The organism is Pseudoalteromonas shioyasakiensis (genome assembly GCF_022398475.1).
GTDB lineage: Bacteria > Pseudomonadota > Gammaproteobacteria > Enterobacterales > Alteromonadaceae > Pseudoalteromonas.
Window position 1 is genome coordinate 1 of the sequence record NZ_JAKEVM010000077.1, and the last position, 20,489, is coordinate 20,489.

Consider the following 20,489-nt stretch of genomic DNA (forward strand, 5'->3'; position numbering starts at 1 on the left):
ACCTTATATACCTATATACTTAACCGATATTAAACTTACTTATTTATACTTAGTATCAGTAAAGTTACAAATTTTTATTAAATGTCTTATAAATAAAAGGTATGTCGCCTTAAATACTTGTTTACAGCAATTTGAATGGACATTATACTTAAAGCATAACTTTGAGGAAGAAAGTATGTCTATCAATAATAATGCGCTAGCCACTTATAGGTTACTAAAAGCGACAGCAGAAGTTGCTGAAAAATCGCTAGAAGGACGTATTCAACATTATCGTGCCCATTTAAAGTCTGAAGAAAAAGAACTTCGTACTTATACGCAAAAAGCAGCCGCTGACTTATTAGGCTGTAATAATCGTACCTTAAAACGACGTCATGATAATGGTGACTTTGATGCACTTGATATCAAACGAGGTGCAAATGGCCACTACGCTTATACCTTGGTAAATATCTTTGCTATGGCTGATATCATGGATATTAAGCCTGATCACCGTACAGTTCATGATAAATTACAAGTTATCGTTATTAACTCGTTAAAAGGTGGTTGTGGTAAAACTACCAGCATGGTAAACATTGCCGCTGCACTTGCTACTACCAATATTAAACGATACAGAATTGGTATTATTGACCTTGATCCACAAGGTTCTTCATCAAGCTTTTTCCCACCTAGTGAGCCAGACCCAATTACTGTGGGTGACTTAATGCGTGACTGTATCGAACTCGATGAAAACGAAACCTGGGATGAGTTAGTATCGAACTCTTTCTTACCTACCCATATACCTAATATTCGTATTTTGCCTTCAGGTATGGATGATTTTTACTTCGAGCATGAAACTGCAACTTTATTAAAAGATAGCTCTAGTTATGATAAAACTCGTCACTATCATAAATTGCTCGAAAAAGTTATTGAACCGGTAAAAGATCAATTTGATATTATTCTAATTGATACAGCTCCATCACTTAACTTTATGTTTTATAATGCATTAATGGCCTCTACGTCGATGCTTATTCCAGTTCATCCTGAAGCTGTAGACTTTGATGCAAATAATAAATACTTAAAGCGATTAGGCGAGATTTACCATACAGTTGCTGCCCTTGGCCACCAAGGTTGGGACTTCATGCAATTCTTAGTAACTAACTATGTTAAAGGGAATCATTCACAGCGCGACATCGTTAAAGATGTTCGTAGTGCATTTGGTCGTCAAGTAATGAGTTACCCAATCAATCATAGCTCGGCAATTACCGCTAGCTCATCTTCTTTTAATACCATTTTTGATCAAAAAACGTCAGATAGCTTAGCTAGTCGTGAGTCACTACTTCGTGCGCAAGAAAATATCAAAGATGTTGTTGATGAACTTGAAATGCTGATCCGTTCTAATTGGCAGTCAACTCAATCGTCTCTAAATACAGCTAAGTAAGGTAATTAATAAAAATGGCTAAAAAACGTAAAAATGATACCAGCTTAGACCCTTTTTCAACGTCTATCGAAAGTAGCAGTTTAGATGCTTTGCTAGAGCAAGCTTCAGCTGGTGATGTTATCAGTATGCCTGCTCCAAGCGATCCTACACGTCAAATTACTTTGGTGTGTAAGGTTATTCCAAGCTCAGAAATTGAAGCTAAAACAAAGGTCTATGGTAAAAACCGCCGTGTACAATCATTACTAAATGAAAAGTCAGTTGCCGATATCCTTCCTGCAATTGCCGAAGACGGCCGTAACCAGCACCCTGCCCTATGTTGGGATAAAGGTGATGAAATGCTTGTATTAGCAGGTTCTCGTCGTCGAAAAGCATGTATCTTAAGTAACTCTGATTACTTAGTTTTAAGCTCTGAAGATTTCACAGATCAAGATGCTAAAATTCTTGCTGTATCATCTGATCAATACATTGCCCCAAGTCTATGGGAGCTAGGTCAAGCATATCAACAGACCCGCGATGAGCTTATTGCTGATGGTAAAAAAGGCTCTTATCGTGAGATTGCGGCAATTGAAGGTGTATCACACACTGCGATTGCTGACGCAATCAAAGCGTATGAGAATCTACCTTCTGAGGTTTTAAGTCTTTACCCTACTGCGAATCATGTTGGCCGTGAAGTAGCTAAAAAGCTTATCAGTGCCAAAGAGCGTGACGAGCAGCTGTTTACCAAGCTTGTAAATGACGTAAGTAGTGATAGCGAAATAGCGCAAATCAGTAGCGATGATAAACGTGCTCTTGCAATTACCAAGCTATTAACTGCTGAGCCAGCAGCGCCAAGCCGTCGTGAAGCCCTTATTGATAGTGAATTTGTGAGCGTACAGCGTAATATCAAAAGCGGTGACTTATCTGTGAAAATCGATAATAAAGTGATGACAGACAAACGCTTAGAGCAGCTAACTAAGCTATTAAATAGCTTTAATTAGTTAGTAAAAGAATGATCTCTTACGCTTTTACTGTTAGTAAAAGCGTGATCTCCCCTTCCCTTTCGTTAGTAAAATAGTGATCTATTACCAGTAAAATTGATACTTATTACACTCTCAGATCAGCTTTTTACCAACTAATAACCCCTTTACAGGGTTTTTCGTTTCATAATTATATTGCTTAGTAAAAAATTGATCTGTAAAGCCCCTGCCTTGTTATTAACCTGTTTATATCTTGTGCGATTGTTGTTTGTTAAATGCTCAGTATGTTAGTTTTCAGCTTTGATTTTATTTTAAAGCAGATTTTTACCAAGTTATCAGCTCCAACCAGTCCAATATTGCTCAATAGTGCTTTAGCTCTGGGCCGATAGATCATATACTGGCAGAATTATTTTTTGTTTTTACTGCCAAAAGCGTTATGTCTGCTAACTTATCCAAAAATGACTTATTAGCTATCTTTGAAGAAATCAAACAAGAGCAAGAAACTCAGTTTCCTCTGTCTGAGCGCTTCATCAAACAGCTATTTAAGCCGCATGTGTTAAGTAAAGCAAAAGAGTATCACCAGAACGGCCAAATCAACTGGTTAGAACATAACAGTGATTTTAGCGTTATTGATGCATCTATGTTTGGTAACGAAGGAAATACCTTTACTCAGCATATTGAGATCAGTAAATTACCAAGTGGTTTTTCGGTCGATTCGCATTGTACTTGTGGTTCTAAAACTAAATGCCGCCATATTGCAGCTGTGCTCCTAAAACTCAAAATTGAACATTCAGGTGACTACGGCGAAGACTACATCATTAACGATTGGTTTAGTGAGCTAAAAACCCTTAAGCAAGTTACTAATGACAATGCCAAACAGGTTCTATTATTTGTTCTTGATGTAGAGAAATCTGTTGTAACCCTTACCCCTAAAATAGCTAATTATGACGCTGAGCATAACTATACTCTTGGTCGTAACCTTACCGAGCAGCAATTAAATAGTTTTGTAACCCCTACTGATTTATTAGAATCTGACTTTCGGTTATATAGCTGGATCCGTTCTCAGAATGCCCTTGGAAAACTTGAGCTTAAAGGTCAATGGGGCTTTGCAGCACTACAGCAATTAATTGCCACCCAGCGTTTGTTTTTAGGCCGTTCGCGCCAAGCAATTAAAGCTGACAGTATGCAAGCGTTAGAGTTTGATTGGAAACAAAACAAAGACTTAACTTCATTGAGCATGACGCTTGCTGGGCAAGATAATTGGTTATTGTTAAAAACAACACCCCCTACTTACCTTGACCCTGAAAAGCTAAAAGTAGGCCGAATTCGTACTCCGTTAACGGCTGATGAAATAGCGTTACTTACCAATATGCCTGCTATTCACACAGAGAACTTTGACCGCGTTTATCAACAGCTGAATGATAATTTTGGTGAAGGTGTGATCCCTCATGCATTTAAGGAAAGCAAAAAAAGCCTAGCTCGAACTGTATTCCCTGTCATCAGTATTAATAATGACGAGGGTACAATCCGCTTAGGATTGCAGTTTAATTATCAAAACTCTTTGTATGATTTAAGCCAGGCGCCAGCTGAAATACTAAACCAATCATTAGAAAATACCGTTGTAAATGAATTAACTAACCTTGGCTTTGAATTATGTAAAGGGGCTTTACAAACAGAGTTTATCTTTAATAAACAATCAGTTATTCATGAACATTGGTTAAAGTTTGAAATAATTCCAAACTTATTAAAACGTGGTTGGAAAATTAATGATGAGTTAGCAGTCGGCAAAGTCCTTAAACAACTTTCACTGCAAGTTGAGCGTGGTAAAGGCCATCAGATAGTTAGTAAAATCGTGATCTCTGGTGTTAAAACTCAACAGTTGTTTGTCACTGATAACAATACTTATCAATCGCTTAATCGACAAAGTGAGCGCTTTTATTACTTTACTGTAGGAAAACGCTTTGCTGTGGTTGAAAAGGCCGCGATGATGCAGCTTAATGATTATCGTGAACGTTTTGAGCATATTAAAACCCGTGACGAAATCTTAATGCCTTTGTCGTTTTTGCCTAAGCTCATCGAGCAAAAAGCAATTAAGGTTAATATTGTTGACGATGCTCTAGATGCTTATCTATCGGAATTAAATAGCTCACAACAGCTTATTAAAAAGTCCGATATTCAAGGCTTAAACCAGGGTGTGCAATTGCGTGAGTATCAACAACACGGTGTTGATTGGCTTAACTTTTTAAAACGTCACCAGCTTGGTGGTATTTTGGCTGATGACATGGGGCTAGGTAAAACCCTACAAGTTATTGCCTTTTTAGCTAATGCCAAGCAATCACCACAAGCAGGCCCCACGTTAATTGTTTGCCCAACCAGCTTGGTTGGTAACTGGCAAAGTGAAATTAATAAATTTGCGAGTAACTTAAAAATTACCACCGTCTTCGGTGCTGCGCGCAGCGACCAATTACAACAGTTGTCGCAAGCAGATTGTATTTTAACAACTTATCCTCTATTGAAGCGTGATATTGCCTTTTATTCGCCGCTGTATTTTGAAAACATCATTCTTGATGAAGCGCAATATATTAAAAACGACGCTGCGCAGGTTTCACGCTTGGTTAAGCGCCTTAATGCAGACTTTAAGCTCTGCTTAAGCGGCACGCCTATAGAAAATAACTTATTTGAGCTTAAATCTTTGCTCGACTTTGCAATGCCTTCTTTACTTGGTTCGCAAGCACATTTTAAGAGCTATTTTCAAACGCCTATTGAGCGTGATAACGACGTTGCCCGAGCTGATGAACTTAAGTCGTTGATCATGCCATTTATCTTGCGTCGTACTAAAGCACAGGTAACGCAAGAGCTCCCAGAGAAGACTGAGCTAGTTAAAGAGTTTGAATTTGAGAGCAAACAAAAGGAAATTTACACCGGTATAACTGAATCTTTAGAACAGAAATTAGTCGACCTATTTGCACAGCAAGGTGTACAAAAAAGTAAGCTAGCCTTTTTAGATGCATTATTAAAGCTCAGACAAATCTGTTGTCACCCAAAATTGATCGACCCTAGTTCACAGGCTGGCAGCGCCAAACTTGAATGGTTATCTAAGCATTTGCCTATCATGCTTAGCGAAGGTCGTAAGGTGATTATATTCAGTCAATTCACCATGGCACTTGATGTCATAGCAGAGCGATTAAATGAATTAGGCATCAGTTTTAGTATGCTTACCGGGCAAACAAGACACCGCGACCGTGTTATCGAAGAGTTTACTCAAGGTGATACATCTGTATTCTTAATTAGCCTTAAAGCCGGTGGTACAGGGCTAAATCTAACTCAAGCCGATACTGTGATTCATTTTGATCCTTGGTGGAACCCTGCTGTTGAGAAACAAGCGACAGATCGTGCCTACCGTATTGGCCAAACTAACCCTGTGTTTGTTTATAAATTGATTATGGCTAACTCAATTGAACAAAAAGTATTTAAAATGCAGCAGCATAAGCAAGCTCTTGTTGATGCATTATTTACCGAAAAATCAATGAGTTTTACTCAATTTGATGAAGAGCAAATGCTTGCTCTGATAAAAAATTAAATTTTTTTAAAGTTTTTTTGAACTAATCAAATTTTGGGGCGTCTATTATTATGCTTGTTGTTAAATTGCAGTTTACATAAGCATTATGTTGATTTCCCATTTGGTTACTAAATTTTAGTAATGTTAGAGCCAGCTCACTTTGAGCTGGCTTTTTTTATGCCTAAACCCCCTACTCTGCTGAGCACTAATTCGTTATGATGATGTGTCTTTAAGTTATTGAGTTTTCGTTATGGTTACAGAGCTGATTGCACAGATTAATTGGCAAAGTGGTGTGCTTGGTGCTGCTGTAGGTGCTGTTGCAAGTGGTGTTATTTTTGCCTTACAAAAAAGTCGCTTAAAAAATCAGTTAACCGAACTGCAAAATAGTCAGCAAATCCAGCAAAATCATTTAGAACAAAAGCAGCTGCAACTTGAACAAAGCCAACTTACGCTTGCGCAGTTACAGCAAGATTACGCTGAGCAACGTGATGAGTCTCAACACTTTAAAACCCGCTTTGTAGAACAAGAAAAGCAAGCACAACAATACAACCAGTTTTGGCGTCAAGTTGAAGCTGAGCTTGCTGATACTAAAGCTGCACTTAATCAGCGCGATGTTGATTTAAGTACCTTACGAAGCACTATAGAGCAAAAAGAACTGCATTTTAAAGAGCAGCTTAGTCATATCAAAGAAAGCAAAGAGCAACTCAAAAAAGAGTTTGAAAACCTCGCTAATCAAATCCTTGAAGAAAAATCACAACGTTTTAAAACCTTAAACCAAGAAAGTATTGAGCAACTTTTAAAACCGGTTCAGGGTGAGCTAAAAGGCTTTCGTGATAAGATGGAATTGATCCACGTGGAAGATCTAAAGCAGCGTGCAGCACTTAAAACTGAGTTATTGCATTTACAGGCTAAAAGCCAAGCCATCACCGAACAAGCTGATAGGCTGAGCACCGCATTACAAGGGCAAAAGAAAACCCAAGGTAATTGGGGGGAGTTAATGCTTGAAAATGTATTAGACAGCGCAGGGCTACGTGCTGGAGTGGATTATCAACGTGAAGTGTCGTTTAACACCGAAGATGGCCGTTTACGCCCAGATGTTGTGGTGTATTTGCCTCAGCAACGTCATTTAGTTATCGATGCTAAAACCTCTTTAAACGCGTATACACGCTATGTAAATGCCGATACAGAGCTTGAGGCGCAGCAAGCGCTTAAAGAGCATGTCACTGCGGTGCAATCACGTATAAACGAGTTAGCAAGCAAAGCCTACGACAGACTACCAGGTATTAACTCACCTGAAGTGGTGATCATGTTTGTACCAATAGAGTCAGCATTTGTTGAAGCGCTTAAGTACCAGAGTGATATCTATCAGCAAGCAATCGAAAAAAATATCTTAGTTGCAACTCCAACGACCTTATTGACTAGCTTGAACATCGTAAAACAATTGTGGCGTTTTGAAGAGCAAACTAAATACTCAAAAGAGCTTGCCGCCCGTGCTGAGCGTTTTTACAACAAGCTCAATGGTTTCCTAACCAGTATGGAAGGGGTTGGTAAGCAATTAGACCGCGCCAAAGAAAGCTATGATAAAGCGTTTTCTCAGCTGTACCGCGGTAAAGGAAACTTGATTAAGCAGGCCTCTGAGTTCAAAGAGTTGGGGGTTTCTGTTCAAAAAGAGTTACCCGCGGAAACTGTTGAAAAGGCCCAATTAGAGTTAGATTAATATGCAGGTTTTAAAGCGCATCGGGTTTGTTGTCCTTGCATATGTATGTTTTGCAAGTACTGTCAAAGCTGCAAATTATGATTACGGCAGCCAACTTAATAAAGCGTTACACGCTAATAAACTCGTTGTAATTGGTGATGTTCATGGCAGCGAGCATGTTGTTACTAGGCTTATTAAATACTTAGATGAGCCTAGTAACTGGCAGCAGCTTGATGATCTTGTCGTTGAGTTTGGTAATGCGCGGTATCAAGATTTAGCTGATCAATATTTGTTGAGAAAACAGAATATAAGCATTGATGACGTAAGGCACATTTGGCGCGACACCTTGTATTTTATGGCATGGCAATATGATGTTTATGAGCAATTAGTTTTAAAGTTAAAACAGCTTAATAGTACCCGTGAACATAAAGTTCGTCTTGTCCTTGCTGAGCCTGCAATGAACTGGCAAACCCTCTCTAAAGAGGATTGGCAAAAGCTAGAAAGTAGCCGTGAAACTGGCTATTTAGAGGCAATAAATCAGCATGTTGTCGCTAAGCATCGCCGTGCAATCTTACTCTTTGGTGCATTTCACACGTTTAGAAAGCCGGTAGTTATAAACAATCAAACTTCGCCTTTTAGTTCTGTAATTGCATTACTTGAGCAGCAAAAACCGGGCTCCACATACACTGTTTGGCCAGCGATGAAAAACGATGGTATTGCATCATCATACCCTGCGGACAGCTTGATCCCTTTATCGGCTAATAGTTCGTTGAATATGCCCTTAGCGTCAATGTCTAAGCGCTTTGCGGCAAATAACAATGTAAGCCTTGCGGATGTTGCAGATGCTTATTATGTGCTAAAAAACACAGATAGAAATGCACCATTAAGTGATGCGGCTTTAAATGATCTGACGTGGCATAAAGAATTAAAACGTCGTGCTGAAATAGTGTCACCAAGAAGTGCTAAACAAATCCACTCTTGGCTTAGCCAACATAACTAATAAAAAGCCAACGTCATGTGGGCTTTTTATTAGTTAATAAGTTCTGCTGAAACAATATCGTTGAGCATCAAAAAGTGGTTAAGTACAGACTCTTCAAGTTCGAAAACCTGCGCTAGTTTTTCGCCACTTGCTGACATCCCTGTTTGCGCACCAGCAAACTCAATATGCAACCCTAAACGCTTTAGGGTTTGAGCGTCGTAACTATAAATAGCAGAATCACGTTTCTCTGTAATACCAGGCATCATACCTATGATAGTAACCGCCTGTTCAACATTAATGATATCGAAGAATTGTCGCTCTGCTGCTTGCCATTTTGCTATATAGCTAGCGACTTCAGGCGGTTGCTCCATGGGCACGTATAATGGCTGTAATGAGCCCCCATGCCAGCCGATAACTGCTTGCTCTTCAACGAGGACATGTGGGCTTGCGGTAAGTACATAGTTGGCACAAGACGATGCACAAAGCTCGTGTACCACAACATCGAGTTGATATTCATGAACTAAGCCACCTAAATGTAAACCCGCCATCACATCACCACCTTGGCTATTAATAACTAAGGTGTTGATTTGTTGATCGCTATTTACTAATAACTGTTCGAACTTTTCAACATTTTGCTTTGATGTTTCGCCTTGAAAATAAATAGTGCCCGGCGATACTTCACTAATTTCAGCAACGCTTTGCTGTGTTGTTTTACAACCAACCAGCAGCACGCTCAATAATAAAAAAAAACGCATTAACAATGCCTTGAAGTTTTGTTTGTATACAGTGCGCAATTTAATAATATGTCATTAACGAACTGCAAAAATGGCATAGTACGTTTTTTTACTTGAGAAATAAATCCACATAATAGGAACAATTGTATGAATATTGGAATTTACATCTATGATGATGCCGAAGTACTCGATTTCTCAGGTCCGTTTGAGGTGTTTAGTACAGCCAAGCGCCTAGCGAATAATGATTGGCAAGTGAGTTTAATTGCCGAAAGTGATAGTCCTGTACTTGCCCGCGGCGGTTATAGTGTAAACCCCCATTACAGCTTTGCTGACTGCCCTTCGCTTGATCTCCTTGTTGTGGTTGGTGGCGACCATACACGAGAGCTAGAAAAAGCAGAGGTTATTACTTGGTTAAAACACACAGCCACTAACACCAAGCGTGTTGCCTCTGTTTGTACGGGGACATTTTTGATTGCTAAAACAGGGCTTTTGAACGGTAAAAATGTCACGACTCATTGGCAAGATCAACCAGAGTTGGCTGCTTTGTTTTCTGAGCTCAATGTGATTTCAGATACTCGTTGGATCACCGATGGTAAGTTTACCAGCTCTGGGGGAATTTCTGCTGGCATTGATATGAGCCTAGCGTTAGTCGCTGAGTTTATTAGTTACGAACACGCCCTACTGACTGCCAAACAGATGGAATATCAATGGCAGACTTTATAATTGTTCAGCAATATAGTCGGTTATAAACTGTTTTAAACAGGCAGCCTTTTTACTCAGTAAACGTGCGCTTGGCCAGATTGCATAAATGTCGCGGTTTTCTCCTCGCCAGTGTGGCAGTACTTGAACTAGCTGCTGAGATTTTAATTCATCTATAACCTCAAACCGAGGTAACAAGGCGATACCTTGCTCATCACAAACTAAGTATTTTACAAATCCAGTATCGTTAAAAGTACTAGCAAATCGGCACATGTGAGTATAAGTTGCATTCGTTTGTGTATTGGTTAGCTGCCACTTATTTCGCAACGTGGTACCAATTAACCTATGTTGTTTTAACTCAGCAGGCTCTTCTATGGCAGATGCCGAATTAAGGTATGCTTTAGTGCTAACAAATAAGGTATCAACACTGCCTAACTTTTTCTGATGGAGCATAGAATCAGCCTGCGGCCCTACTCTTATTGCTATATCAGCTTGGCTTTTACTCAGATCTTCAAGTTTATTATTAAGCAATAACTCAAGTTGAATATCAGGGTACTGTTTAGTAAATGCGAGCCACATCGGCTTTAAGAAACCATGACTAATATTCAGAGGTGCTAAAACTTTAAGCTTTCCTGATAATTGTGCTTTTTGATCATTAAGCTGACGGTGAGTTTGTTCAAATTGCTCAATTAATTCAACATAACTTTGAAAGTATACCTCTCCTGCTTGTGTTAACGTGCATTGCCTTGCTGAGCGATTTAAAAGCTGCTCGCCTAGGCGTTGCTCAAGTCGTTGCAAGCGTCTCGATACAGTTGCGGTAGGCAAGGACAAGCTCTCAGCCGCATTACGTAGGCCGCCTTGTTTAACAATCTGTATGAATAGGGCAATATCGTCAATCATGTTCTCATTTATGCAATCATAGTTTGTTTATCTTGCTATTTTTAGCATTTCTGCAATTAGATATCATGTCTTTTATTAAATCATTTAAGAGCATCTAATTATGAGTGTTGATGATATTTATGTGATAACTTTTGTAGGCATAGCGGCGACTTTGTTCATTGATCTTTATGCTTTTGTGCTGGCTAAAGTGTTTAAGATACCGTCATTAGACTTTTGTTTAGTTGGCCGTTGGGGCTTGGGTTTATTAGATGGAAAGTTTAAGCACCTGAATATAGCAACTAGTCCAGTTAAGCAGTTTGAGTGCGTGTTTGGCTGGTGTTTACACTACTTTATTGGTGTTTTATTTTCGTTTCTATTTATATTACTGGTCGGTATTGCTTGGCTTGAACAGCCCACCTTAATCGCTGCATGTATATTTGGATTAGCTAGCGTATGTATGCCATTTTTTGTTATGCAGCCCGCTTTAGGGATGGGGATAATGGCTACGAAAACCGCAAACCCACTCCAAGCCCGTTTAAAAAGTGCTGTAACTCACCTACTTTTTGGTGTCGGAATATATTTATCAGCTCAATTCATTCAATTTATTTAGGAGTATGTAATGGACGCAAAGCATTGGCATCAACGTTGGGAAAATAACGAAATTGGTTTTCATGAAGGAGACGTTAACCGTTATCTAGATCAGTATTTTACTAACTTGAATTTACAGCAAGGCGATACTGTTTTTGTACCACTGTGCGGAAAAACTCACGACATTCATTATTTGCTAGCGCAAGGTATGCGTGTTGTTGGGGCAGAACTTAGTGAGATTGCCATTAAGCAGTTATTTGATGAGTTAAAGCTAGAACCCGAAGTTAGCCAACACGGTGAACTATTACGTTACCAAGGCGCAAATCTAACCGTTTGGGTGGGTGATATTTTTGCACTTACCGCGAATGAACTTGGCACTATCAACGCGGTTTATGACCGTGCCGCCTTAGTTGCGTTACCAAAGCCAGTGCGCATTCGCTATACCCAGCATTTACTTGAATTAACCAATAGAGCAACGCAGTTAGTGGTGGTATTTGAATATCAGCAAAGTGAGTTTTCGGGTCCACCGTTTAGTGTAGTCGCCGATGAGCTACATCAGCATTACGATGCTTTTTATCAACTAACATTACTGTGTAAAGAACCTCTCGAAGGTGGCTTAAAAGGGCAAGTCCCTGCCATGAACGTAGCTTGGCTTCTAAGTTAGTACTTACAAACTAGAGGTGTGTAAATTCACACCCTAGCTGTGCGTTTTTGTGGCTAGTTATTGTACCTCTGTGCGTGCACTATAGAGATTAGCGTATTTTAGGAGTACATTTATGCAAAAGCCACGCGTTTTCTTTGTTTCACATGGCGGCGGTCCTATGCCTTTACTGGGCGATCCAAGTCATGCCGATATGGTCACTTGTTTACAGTCTATTGCCGCAAAAATTAAAAAGCCATCTGCTATTTTGATGGTGAGTGCACACTGGGAAGCGAACCCAATTAGTATCACTTCGAGCGCTGCTCCTGGGCTAATTTATGATTACTATGGTTTTCCTGAGCCTGCTTACAGTATTGAGTACCCAAGCCCAGGTGAACCTGCCCTTGCCGAAAAAGTACATCAGGCATTGGCAAAAGCTAATATCGATAGCGCATTAAACCCATCTCGTGGCTTTGATCACGGTATGTATGTGCCTTTGAAGATTATGTATCCAAAAGCAGATATACCTTGTGTGCAATTGTCGTTACATCCAAGCCTTGAGCCAAGCTTACACCTAGCGATAGGTGAGGCTTTACAACACCTTGATTACGATAATTTATTGATCATTGGCTCTGGCTTTACTTTTCATAATATGCGCGCATTTTTCACGCCAGAAACCGCTGAAATTAAAGCGCAAAATATGGCTTTTGAGCAATGGCTAGTTGATGTATGTGGCAATACTGAGCTGAGTGAACAGCAGCGACAAGCTAAACTATTAGAATGGCAAATGGCCCCTGCGGCGCGTTTTAGCCATCCTCGAGAGGAGCACTTATTGCCGTTACATGTTTGCTATGGTGCGGCGATGCGCCCTTGTAGTGATATCTACGAACTACGTATTGCCAACAAGCAAGCCAGTATGTTCTTGTGGGACGATTAAGTTTAAGTTCAACCCCCCAGATAACACGATAAAGGCTCAGATTTTATTCATCTAATTTGGTACGCTAGGTAAGTTAAAACCTAGGAACAACAAAATGAACTTAATAAAAACATCAACCCTTGCGTTTGCTGTGGTTGCGGGTTTAGGTTTGCAGGCATGCTCAACTACAGAGCAAGCTAGCACCCCATCAGCAACAGTGAACGCAACGGCTAACCCGCTCTCGCTTGAACAAATTTATAAAGAAAAAGACTTTAAAGCTGAGCGTAGCACCTATTTTACGTGGCTCGATGATGGTACTGGCTACACAGTACTTGAAGAGCGCGAAAGCGATAAAAATACTCAAGACGACAAAGCTAAAGACGATGAGCACGGCGTAAAAGGCAATGATATTGTGTTTTATAACGCCGATGGGACGGGTCGTAAGGTACTTGTTAGTTACGAAAAATTAATTCCCAAAGGTGATAAAGAGCCACTCACCGTTGAAAGCTATCAATGGTCTAAAGATGGTAAATGGCTGATGGTTTTTACCAATGGCGAGCAAGTGTGGCGCTCACGTAGCCGTGGTGATTTTTGGCTTTTAAACCTCGAAACTGATTCGCTATATCAGTTAGGTGGCGAAAACATCGAAGCGAAAAAGCTGATGTTTGCTAAGTTCTCACCTGATAGCTCAAAAGTAGCTTACGTGCGTGATAACAATATCTACATGGAAAAAGTGGGTAGCAAGGCTGTGACTGCCTTAACCACTGATGGTAACGACACCATTGTTAATGGTAATTTTGACTGGGTATACGAAGAAGAATTTACTATTCGTGATGGTTTCCGCTGGAGTCCAGACAACAAATCAATTGCCTATTGGCAGCTTGATACCAGTGGCGTGAAATACTTCACCATGATCAATAACACCGATGATCTCTACCCTACCCTTAAAGAATTCCCGTATCCAAAAGCCGGCGAGATGAACTCAGCGGTTAAAGTGGGAGTGGTTAGTCTTAATGACAAGAAAACCCGTTGGGCTGAACTAGGTGGTGATAATCGCGATCGTTATATTCCACGTATTAGCTGGGCAGGCACAGGTGAATCTTTGATGATCCAAGATCTTAACCGTCCGCAAAGCCACAACAAGGTTTGGTTATTCGACTGGCAAAAACAGCAGCTGACTAAAATTCTTGAAGATAAAGACGATGCCTTTATTGAGTGGTTTTATAAAGCAAATTGGTCAAAAGACGGTAAGTTCTTTATTTGGCACAGTGAGCGTGATGGGTGGCGCCATTTATACCGTGTATCTCGAGATGGCAAAACGGTTGTTGATTTAACACCGGGCGAGTACGACATCATTGATATGCTAGCGCTCAACGAAGATAAAAACGTTATGTACTTTACTGCATCACCGGATGATCCAGGCCAGCGTTATTTATTCCGTACCTCGCTTGATGGCAGCTCTAAGCCAATGCGTGTAACGCCAGCGTCATTCGATGGTTCAAACAGCTATTACATGTCTAAAGATACCTCTTGGGCAATGCATACTTTCTCTAAATTTGGCACTCCACCAATGAAAGAGATCATCAAAGTAAGCGATCACAGTAATGTAAAAACCTTAGTTGAGAACAAAGCATTAAAAGAGAAATTAGCGACTGAGCAATTACCGACTCACGAGTTCTTTACGGTTAATGCGCGCGATGGTGTTGAGCTTGATGGCTACATCATGTTCCCAGCGAATATAGACAAAGGTAAAAAATACCCAATCGTTTTCTATGTTTACGGTGAGCCGTGGGGCTCAACAGTACAAGATCGCTGGGAAGGTAACAGTTACTTATACAAGTCGTATCTAACTCAGCAAGGCTTTATTGTTGCTTCAGTAGATAACCGCGGCACGCGCGCACCAAAAGGCAGAGATTGGCGTAAGTCTATCTACAAAAAAATAGGCTCTATTACCGTACGTGACCAAGTTGACGCCCTTGATGCAATGGCAAAACGTTGGGATGTCATTGATACCGACCGTGTTGGTGTATGGGGTCACTCAGGTGGCGGTAGTTCAACGCTTAATTTGTTATTCCGCCATGGTGATAAATATAAAGTTGGGATTGCCTCTGCCCCTGTGCCAGATATTCGCTTGTACGATACTATCTACCAAGAGCGCTATGCAGGTAACCCAAATACCGATCCTGAAAGTTACGACAACACGTCTCCGATCACCTTTGCAAAAGACCTGCAAGGTAAGTTGCTACTGATCCACGGTACCGGAGATGATAACGTACACTACCAAGGTTCAGAGCGTTTAATTAACGAATTAGTTAAGCACAATAAACAGTTCGAGTTTTTCTCTTACCCGAACCGTTCTCACAGCCTACGAGAAGGTAAAGGCACTACCCTGCACTATCACACTATGATGGCTAACTTCTTCGAAAAGCATTTACTTAACAAGTAAATATGCTTTATTAAAAAATACCGCAGCTTAGACATTAAGCTGCGGTTTTTTTATGCAAACTGTAAACCCCCGTTACAGATAAAAAGAGATACGTTTTGGGCTATTCACATTGAGCAACACAAAATAACTCGCACCAATTTAAAAGTATGAAACTAGACCTTAGGCCTCATTAGATGGGCTTATTTCGTGAATAAAACCCCATAATCTGCTTGTTGATCTACACATTTTCTACACTTTTCAACCTTGGCTCTATGGTAATTTTTTAATCAATAATTCATGTAGGGAATTTGGTTATGAAATTAGGAAAAAGCTTTTTGCAATCATTGGTAGTGCTTGCGTTATTAGCAAGCTTAGCTGCCTGTGGTGACAGTGACTCATCATCGTCATCAGATACAGATACATCGACAAGCGATAGTAGCAGTGATAGCAGTGGTTCTGATAACAGCGGAAGTGACGATAGTGGCGATGATAGCAGCGGTAGTGATAGCAGTTCAGGCTCACTTAGTGTCAGTGATTTCAGCGATATCAGTTTAGGCGACTGTGAGCTTGATACCAGCCTTGAATCACTGGTATGTGCTGCAAATGCATTAATCGACACATTAGATGAAGATGAACTTGCTGATTTACAGCTTGATTACTCAGACTCTGAAGCAAGAACTGTGTGGTCAAACTTACCGACGGGCAATGTAAGTCGTAATGGTATTGAGCTTGGCGCATTAGACGATGAATCACTTGAAGCGGCGATGATGGTTGCAAGAGCGGCACTGAGTGATGATGGCTACCAAGATTTCTTAGGTACTATTGCTGCGGATGATTACTTAAATGAGCTAGGTGGCGGTTCTGCTTACTCATCTGGTAAATATTATCTAGCGTTTTTTGGCGACCCAGATGTGAGCGGTGACTGGATGTTGCAGTTAGGTGGTCACCACTTAGCTTATAACATTACTTATTTAAATGGTGACGGTTACCCTGTGCCAAACCATATTGGTACTGAACCTAAAGTCAGCTTTGAAATAGACTCAGCAAGCTATGCTCCACTTGCTGATGAAGGTGACGCCCTCGTTGCTATGTTTGATTCGTTAAGTGAATCAGAACTTGAAGAAGCCTACTTAAGCGGTGAAAGCTATTCTGATGTATTAGTAGGTCCAGATAATGGAAGTGGTACGTTACCAACTGATTACCCTACAGGTGATAATCGCAAAGGGTTGCTTGTTTCAAATTTAACGCAGGATCAACAAGCATTGGTTACAGCGGCAATTGAGCAGTGGATCAACGACTACCCTGAAGAAGTGGTTGAAAACTTAACGCTTAGCTATGTAACGAGTTCTGCTTATGCAGATACCTATATTGCTTGGGCTGGCACTGAATCGGCAGGTGTTGATGTGGATGTTGCCGGGACTTATATGCGTATTGATGGCCCTAACCTTTGGATTGAGGTGGCGTGTCAAAATGGGGTGATTATCAGTGATGAAACTCATTACCATACAATGTTCAGGGATAAGAGCTGGGATTATGGTAATAATTTATAAGCCATGAAAACAGTAATTAATCTCCTATTTGGGCTGACCTTTTTGGTCAGCCTCTTTTGTACAAAAGCCTTTGCTCATTCTGCTTCAACGAGTGCTGTGTTTATTGATACACATAAACCACAGATTGAACTCGAAATTTATTTACCCCTCGATCAATTACGTTTAGCTGATGAAAGCCTATTTCCTTCACAAAATAATGATCTAAAGCAGGTTAATTTCTCGGCTTTACAAGACTACCTGCAAACACATGTGAGTATCACAGCACAAAATTCTCAGCCGTTAACAGCGCAAAAGGTTGATGATTTTGCTATTCATGAATTTGATAACGTACTGTTTATGGTGATGAAGATGCACTTTATCAAACCAGATAATTTTGATAACAGCGGTTTTTCTTTGCATTACAATGCCATTTTACACCGAGTTGTTACTCACAAAATTTATGTTTCGTATCGCAACGATATGCATGAAGTACTTAAAGCAAGCCAAGACATAGCAACCATAGGCCTGATCCGCTATCAGCGCGAAACCTTATTTATAGAGCCTGAAAAAATCACTGCATGGTCTCAGTTTAAGCTGATGTTTTTAAATGGTATGAGCCATATTGCAGCCGGTATAGATCACTTGCTGTTTTTACTGTGCTTAATTTTGCCAGCCCCTCTTGTTAGTGCCAATAAGCGCTGGCAATCAGTGGCACCTGTGCGCCAATGTGTTATATCTGTAGCTAAAATTGTCACCTTTTTTACACTCGGACACTCATTAACGCTAGCCCTGACGACGCTCGGGTATATTTCATTTCCTGCAAAGCCAATTGAGATTTTGGTAGCGACCTCTATTTTAGTTTCGGCGTTGAATGCAATCAGGCCGATTTTTTCGCAGTCAGCTATGTGGATAGCATTTATTTTTGGGCTTATCCATGGGCAAGCATTCGCAATTGAAATGAGCCATATGGGGTTTGATACGCAGGCCATCATCGTCGCATTGGTTGCATTTAACCTGGGTATTGAAACTGTGCAGTTACTGATCGTTATTTGCGTTGTACCCGTGCTAGTAATGCTTGCCAGAACTTATTTTTATAGTGCTATTCGAATTACATTATCAGTGCTGGCTATGGCGGCTGCGAGTTATTGGATTATCGAGCGAAGCGTGTAATGAAAAGGGCCTTATTTAGCCCTTTTTACTTTCAAAAAAAAGTTATAAATAGGTGTTAAACCAATTAACTAGCTCTGATTCAAGTTGTTCTTTATGGTTCATTAAAAAGTGGTTATCACCTTCATACACCACAAGTTTATGGGGGATATGATACTTATCTAGCGCTTTGGCAAATTGAACAGAGTTTTCGACCGATACTCGTTTATCGTCACTGCCATGAATAATTAGAATGGGCACTTTAGGCGATAGCTTATCAACCCAGTTCATCACAGAGCGTGCTTCAAGCTCTGCTTGTTTGTTCTCTTTATAATTGGGGATACGACGCACATACACGTGTTTTTCCATGTTAGGTCTAAACGTAAGCTCTTTGACTAAATCGGTCGCCCCCGCAATGGTTGCAATGGCTTTAACCTTGTTTGTGTGTTGCATGGCAAGGTGGGTTTGCATGCCGCCTCTACTTACTCCTAACATACCAATACGGTTTTCATCTGCACTTGCTATGTGCGGAATAAAATCAATAAGCGCAAGTACGTCGTTAACATCTCTGCCACCAAACTCATCTAAATCATCATTTTTAGTTGATGTACCGCGGTATTGGCTGCCGATAACCACAAAACCTTGCTCTGCTAAAGGAAATAAATTGCGCATCATTGCAGCAAAATAAACACTGCCAAAATTACCGTTACCGCCGCGGTTATAAATTAATACAGGGAGCTTATTCTTGATGACTTTAGGTTTGATGATATAACCAAGCACCTCAACATTATCGACCTGATATTTAAAATTATGGCAGGTTAAATTAGCTTTAAAGTTATCGAACATATCTTGTGGAAAGGTTTCTTCAAAGGCTTTAATACGCTTTAAGTATGCCTCTTCGTTTTTAGCTTTGCGTTTATTCTTTTGCGCAATAAATTGGTGCCACGAATCATAGTCAGCAAAGATACCTGTAAAGCAGTCTGTTTCTTTTGTTACGTGTTCATCATCGATAATTTTCGCTGCGCTGGTAGAAAAAACAGCGAGAAATAGGCTGGCAAAGAGTAGTAATTTATACACAACAACATCCTTATTGGTGACTAAAAGTTACTAAACCACAGTAACTTAAATGATGGTTATTTGTATATAACTACTTTTTTACGTATCAAAACTTTTATATTATGAAAGTTAACTTATTGAATTGGAAGTCATAATGAGCAATAAACCGCCGCATATATTAGAGTTTCTGCCTAAGCGTTACACCTTGTGGGGGTTATTATGCTTATCCTTGGTATTCGCTATATTTGTAATTATATGGTCTCGAGCTCCTGAATACCGGCCTTTGGTACAAGATATGCGCTTAGTCAATGCCGTCAAGATAGTTGATGTACTGGACGTTGAAGAGATTCCTTACAAGGCTGATATTAAAAATCATATTTTGTACGTTGATGTTCTTCATTCAGACCAAGCAAGGCTAGCACTTGCTAAAGTAGGTTTCGTCTTTGATTATCCAAATAAAGATACATTTAGTTCAATACCGCAAGCATGTGCCTTACTTGAATCACAAGAAGCAAAGGAAAATAGGCCTATTCATCAAACTGAATGGTTTCTCCGATTAGTTCGCATAATAACGGCCGCGATAGTACTCATTACTTTAATCTTGGTCGTTGTACGACCCATTTTAAAGAATCTTATTCTTGAAGATAACAACAAAGATTAATATACCTTTTAGCAAAGAAAAAGCCGCAATAAGCGGCTTTATCTGTAATGGGGCTTTACACTAAAAATAGGGTTTGGCGTTATTCAACTGAAATGAATACTTCAACTTCTTCACTGCTTTTATAAAACTCATAGTCAGTTTTATATGCTCGAATATGCGGGCACTGTTCATTACTAAAGTACTGCCAAACTTGGCCCCAAACATCGATAACGGTTTGTGGCATTGCACCTTTGCCGCTAAAGCGAAGATAGTTACCTGTAGCGAGTGTAGTTTGTTCTACCTCTGATGACGTGACTTGCATGTCAGTACATGCAAATACATCAAACTCTCCTGTGACATCAGATTCATAATGAGTATACACGCCATAAACTTGGCTAGATGGCGTTAAATTTGGCGCTATGTCTGTGTAAAATTGCTGCCATAAGCCAGCGATTTTGGCACCTTCCCCACTCATTTCTTTCATATTGCTGGTGCGAACTTTGAGGCCAAATAAAGTTGTTGGGTTGCCGATATTGATCTTCGTTACTTGCTGATCCATTGCATTTTTCCTTGCTTATTTTGTTCCCAGTAAAATACCAGAGCATGCGTACTTTAACCTAGCCTTTTTAATTA

At 40.1% G+C, this 20,489-nt stretch carries 17 protein-coding genes; 13 read left to right on the top strand and 4 right to left on the bottom strand.

The genetic code is table 11. The features are described from left to right. The first annotated feature begins 175 nt into the window (after nt 1–175). The 5 genes from L1D51_RS13410 to L1D51_RS13430 all read left to right on the top strand — a co-directional run bounded on the left by L1D51_RS13410 (nt 176) and on the right by L1D51_RS13430 (nt 8,625). Nucleotides 176–1,414: an AAA family ATPase gene (locus L1D51_RS13410; protein ID WP_054563105.1), complete on the top strand. Its 1,239-nt coding sequence runs from the start codon at nt 176–178 to the stop codon at nt 1,412–1,414. A 14-nt stretch (nt 1,415–1,428) separates the two neighbouring features. Further along, complete coding sequence (locus L1D51_RS13415) at nt 1,429–2,391, top strand: hypothetical protein (RefSeq protein WP_054563106.1); 963 nt, start codon at nt 1,429–1,431, stop codon at nt 2,389–2,391. A gap of 415 nt (nt 2,392–2,806) precedes the next feature. Beyond that, on the top strand, nt 2,807–5,950 hold the full coding sequence (locus L1D51_RS13420) for a DEAD/DEAH box helicase (protein WP_239963883.1): 3,144 nt from the start codon (nt 2,807–2,809) through the stop codon (nt 5,948–5,950). Nucleotides 5,951–6,179: 229 nt separating this feature from the next. Beyond that, entirely contained in the window at nt 6,180–7,646 is a 1,467-nt protein-coding gene (locus L1D51_RS13425) for a DNA recombination protein RmuC (protein ID WP_239963884.1), read from the top strand. Nucleotide 7,647: 1 nt separating this feature from the next. Then, on the top strand, nt 7,648–8,625 hold the full coding sequence (locus tag L1D51_RS13430) for a hypothetical protein (protein ID WP_239963885.1): 978 nt from the start codon (nt 7,648–7,650) through the stop codon (nt 8,623–8,625). 29 nt (nt 8,626–8,654) lie between these two features. Here L1D51_RS13430 and L1D51_RS13435 read toward each other — a convergent pair whose 3' ends face one another. Then, a complete protein-coding gene (locus L1D51_RS13435) occupies nt 8,655–9,359 on the bottom strand; it encodes a hypothetical protein (protein WP_239963886.1) in 705 nt (234 codons plus the stop codon). 126 nt (nt 9,360–9,485) lie between these two features. Here L1D51_RS13435 and L1D51_RS13440 point away from each other — a divergent pair, with 126 nt between their 5' ends. Continuing rightward, nucleotides 9,486–10,061 carry a DJ-1/PfpI family protein gene (locus tag L1D51_RS13440; protein ID WP_239963887.1) on the top strand — a complete coding sequence of 192 codons (576 nt, stop codon included), beginning with the start codon at nt 9,486–9,488 and terminating at the stop codon, nt 10,059–10,061. Here L1D51_RS13440 and L1D51_RS13445 read toward each other — a convergent pair. Further along, on the bottom strand, nt 10,056–10,937 hold the full coding sequence (locus tag L1D51_RS13445) for a LysR family transcriptional regulator (protein ID WP_239963888.1): 882 nt from the start codon (nt 10,935–10,937) through the stop codon (nt 10,056–10,058). The two genes, L1D51_RS13440 and L1D51_RS13445, sit on opposite strands and share 6 nt — an antisense overlap. Nucleotides 10,938–11,037: 100 nt before the next feature. On the opposite strand from L1D51_RS13445, the gene L1D51_RS13450 reads away from it, so the two are divergent. The 6 genes from L1D51_RS13450 to L1D51_RS21830 all read left to right on the top strand — a co-directional run bounded on the left by L1D51_RS13450 (nt 11,038) and on the right by L1D51_RS21830 (nt 18,184). Beyond that, entirely contained in the window at nt 11,038–11,526 is a 489-nt protein-coding gene (locus tag L1D51_RS13450) for a DUF2938 domain-containing protein (RefSeq protein ID WP_239963889.1), read from the top strand. A 9-nt stretch (nt 11,527–11,535) separates the two neighbouring features. Beyond that, nucleotides 11,536–12,168 (top strand): thiopurine S-methyltransferase, encoded by a 633-nt coding sequence (tmpT, locus tag L1D51_RS13455; protein ID WP_239963890.1) that lies wholly within the window; start codon nt 11,536–11,538, stop codon nt 12,166–12,168. 112 nt (nt 12,169–12,280) lie between these two features. Then, complete coding sequence (locus L1D51_RS13460) at nt 12,281–13,081, top strand: DODA-type extradiol aromatic ring-opening family dioxygenase (RefSeq protein ID WP_239963891.1); 801 nt, start codon at nt 12,281–12,283, stop codon at nt 13,079–13,081. 94 nt (nt 13,082–13,175) lie between these two features. Continuing rightward, nucleotides 13,176–15,506 (top strand): S9 family peptidase, encoded by a 2,331-nt coding sequence (locus L1D51_RS13465; protein ID WP_239963892.1) that lies wholly within the window; start codon nt 13,176–13,178, stop codon nt 15,504–15,506. 293 nt (nt 15,507–15,799) lie between these two features. Continuing rightward, entirely contained in the window at nt 15,800–17,035 is a 1,236-nt protein-coding gene (locus tag L1D51_RS13470) for a DUF3500 domain-containing protein (RefSeq protein ID WP_239963893.1), read from the top strand. 96 nt (nt 17,036–17,131) lie between these two features. Continuing rightward, nucleotides 17,132–18,184 (top strand): HupE/UreJ family protein, encoded by a 1,053-nt coding sequence (locus L1D51_RS21830; RefSeq protein WP_239963894.1) that lies wholly within the window; start codon nt 17,132–17,134, stop codon nt 18,182–18,184. A 42-nt stretch (nt 18,185–18,226) separates the two neighbouring features. Here L1D51_RS21830 and L1D51_RS13480 read toward each other — a convergent pair whose 3' ends face one another. After that, a complete protein-coding gene (locus tag L1D51_RS13480) occupies nt 18,227–19,237 on the bottom strand; it encodes an alpha/beta hydrolase family protein (RefSeq protein WP_239963895.1) in 1,011 nt (336 codons plus the stop codon). Between the two features lie 133 nt (nt 19,238–19,370). On the opposite strand from L1D51_RS13480, the gene L1D51_RS13485 reads away from it, so the two are divergent. Beyond that, on the top strand, nt 19,371–19,877 hold the full coding sequence (locus L1D51_RS13485; protein WP_054563120.1) for a hypothetical protein: 507 nt from the start codon (nt 19,371–19,373) through the stop codon (nt 19,875–19,877). A gap of 79 nt (nt 19,878–19,956) precedes the next feature. On the opposite strand, the gene L1D51_RS13490 is transcribed toward L1D51_RS13485, so the two are convergent. Beyond that, the gene (locus L1D51_RS13490) at nt 19,957–20,415 is read right to left on the bottom strand and encodes a GyrI-like domain-containing protein (RefSeq protein ID WP_239963896.1); all 459 of its coding nucleotides are present in this window, start codon (nt 20,413–20,415) and stop codon (nt 19,957–19,959) included. Nucleotides 20,416–20,489 lie beyond the last annotated feature (74 nt).

Excerpts from the sequence above, each read along its gene's own strand:
- L1D51_RS13410 (WP_054563105.1), top strand. The coding sequence starts at position 176 with ATGTCTATCAATAATAATGCGCTAGCCACTTATAGGTTACTAAAAGCG.
- L1D51_RS13415 (WP_054563106.1), top strand. The coding sequence starts at position 1,429 with ATGGCTAAAAAACGTAAAAATGATACCAGCTTAGACCCTTTTTCAACG.
- L1D51_RS13420 (WP_239963883.1), top strand. The coding sequence starts at position 2,807 with ATGTCTGCTAACTTATCCAAAAATGACTTATTAGCTATCTTTGAAGAA.
- L1D51_RS13425 (WP_239963884.1), top strand. The coding sequence starts at position 6,180 with ATGGTTACAGAGCTGATTGCACAGATTAATTGGCAAAGTGGTGTGCTT.
- L1D51_RS13430 (WP_239963885.1), top strand. The coding sequence starts at position 7,648 with ATGCAGGTTTTAAAGCGCATCGGGTTTGTTGTCCTTGCATATGTATGT.
- L1D51_RS13435 (WP_239963886.1), bottom strand. The coding sequence starts at position 9,359 with ATGCGTTTTTTTTTATTATTGAGCGTGCTGCTGGTTGGTTGTAAAACA.
- L1D51_RS13440 (WP_239963887.1), top strand. The coding sequence starts at position 9,486 with ATGAATATTGGAATTTACATCTATGATGATGCCGAAGTACTCGATTTC.
- L1D51_RS13445 (WP_239963888.1), bottom strand. The coding sequence starts at position 10,937 with ATGATTGACGATATTGCCCTATTCATACAGATTGTTAAACAAGGCGGC.
- L1D51_RS13450 (WP_239963889.1), top strand. The coding sequence starts at position 11,038 with ATGAGTGTTGATGATATTTATGTGATAACTTTTGTAGGCATAGCGGCG.
- tmpT (WP_239963890.1), top strand. The coding sequence starts at position 11,536 with ATGGACGCAAAGCATTGGCATCAACGTTGGGAAAATAACGAAATTGGT.
- L1D51_RS13460 (WP_239963891.1), top strand. The coding sequence starts at position 12,281 with ATGCAAAAGCCACGCGTTTTCTTTGTTTCACATGGCGGCGGTCCTATG.
- L1D51_RS13465 (WP_239963892.1), top strand. The coding sequence starts at position 13,176 with ATGAACTTAATAAAAACATCAACCCTTGCGTTTGCTGTGGTTGCGGGT.
- L1D51_RS13470 (WP_239963893.1), top strand. The coding sequence starts at position 15,800 with ATGAAATTAGGAAAAAGCTTTTTGCAATCATTGGTAGTGCTTGCGTTA.
- L1D51_RS13485 (WP_054563120.1), top strand. The coding sequence starts at position 19,371 with ATGAGCAATAAACCGCCGCATATATTAGAGTTTCTGCCTAAGCGTTAC.
- L1D51_RS13490 (WP_239963896.1), bottom strand. The coding sequence starts at position 20,415 with ATGGATCAGCAAGTAACGAAGATCAATATCGGCAACCCAACAACTTTA.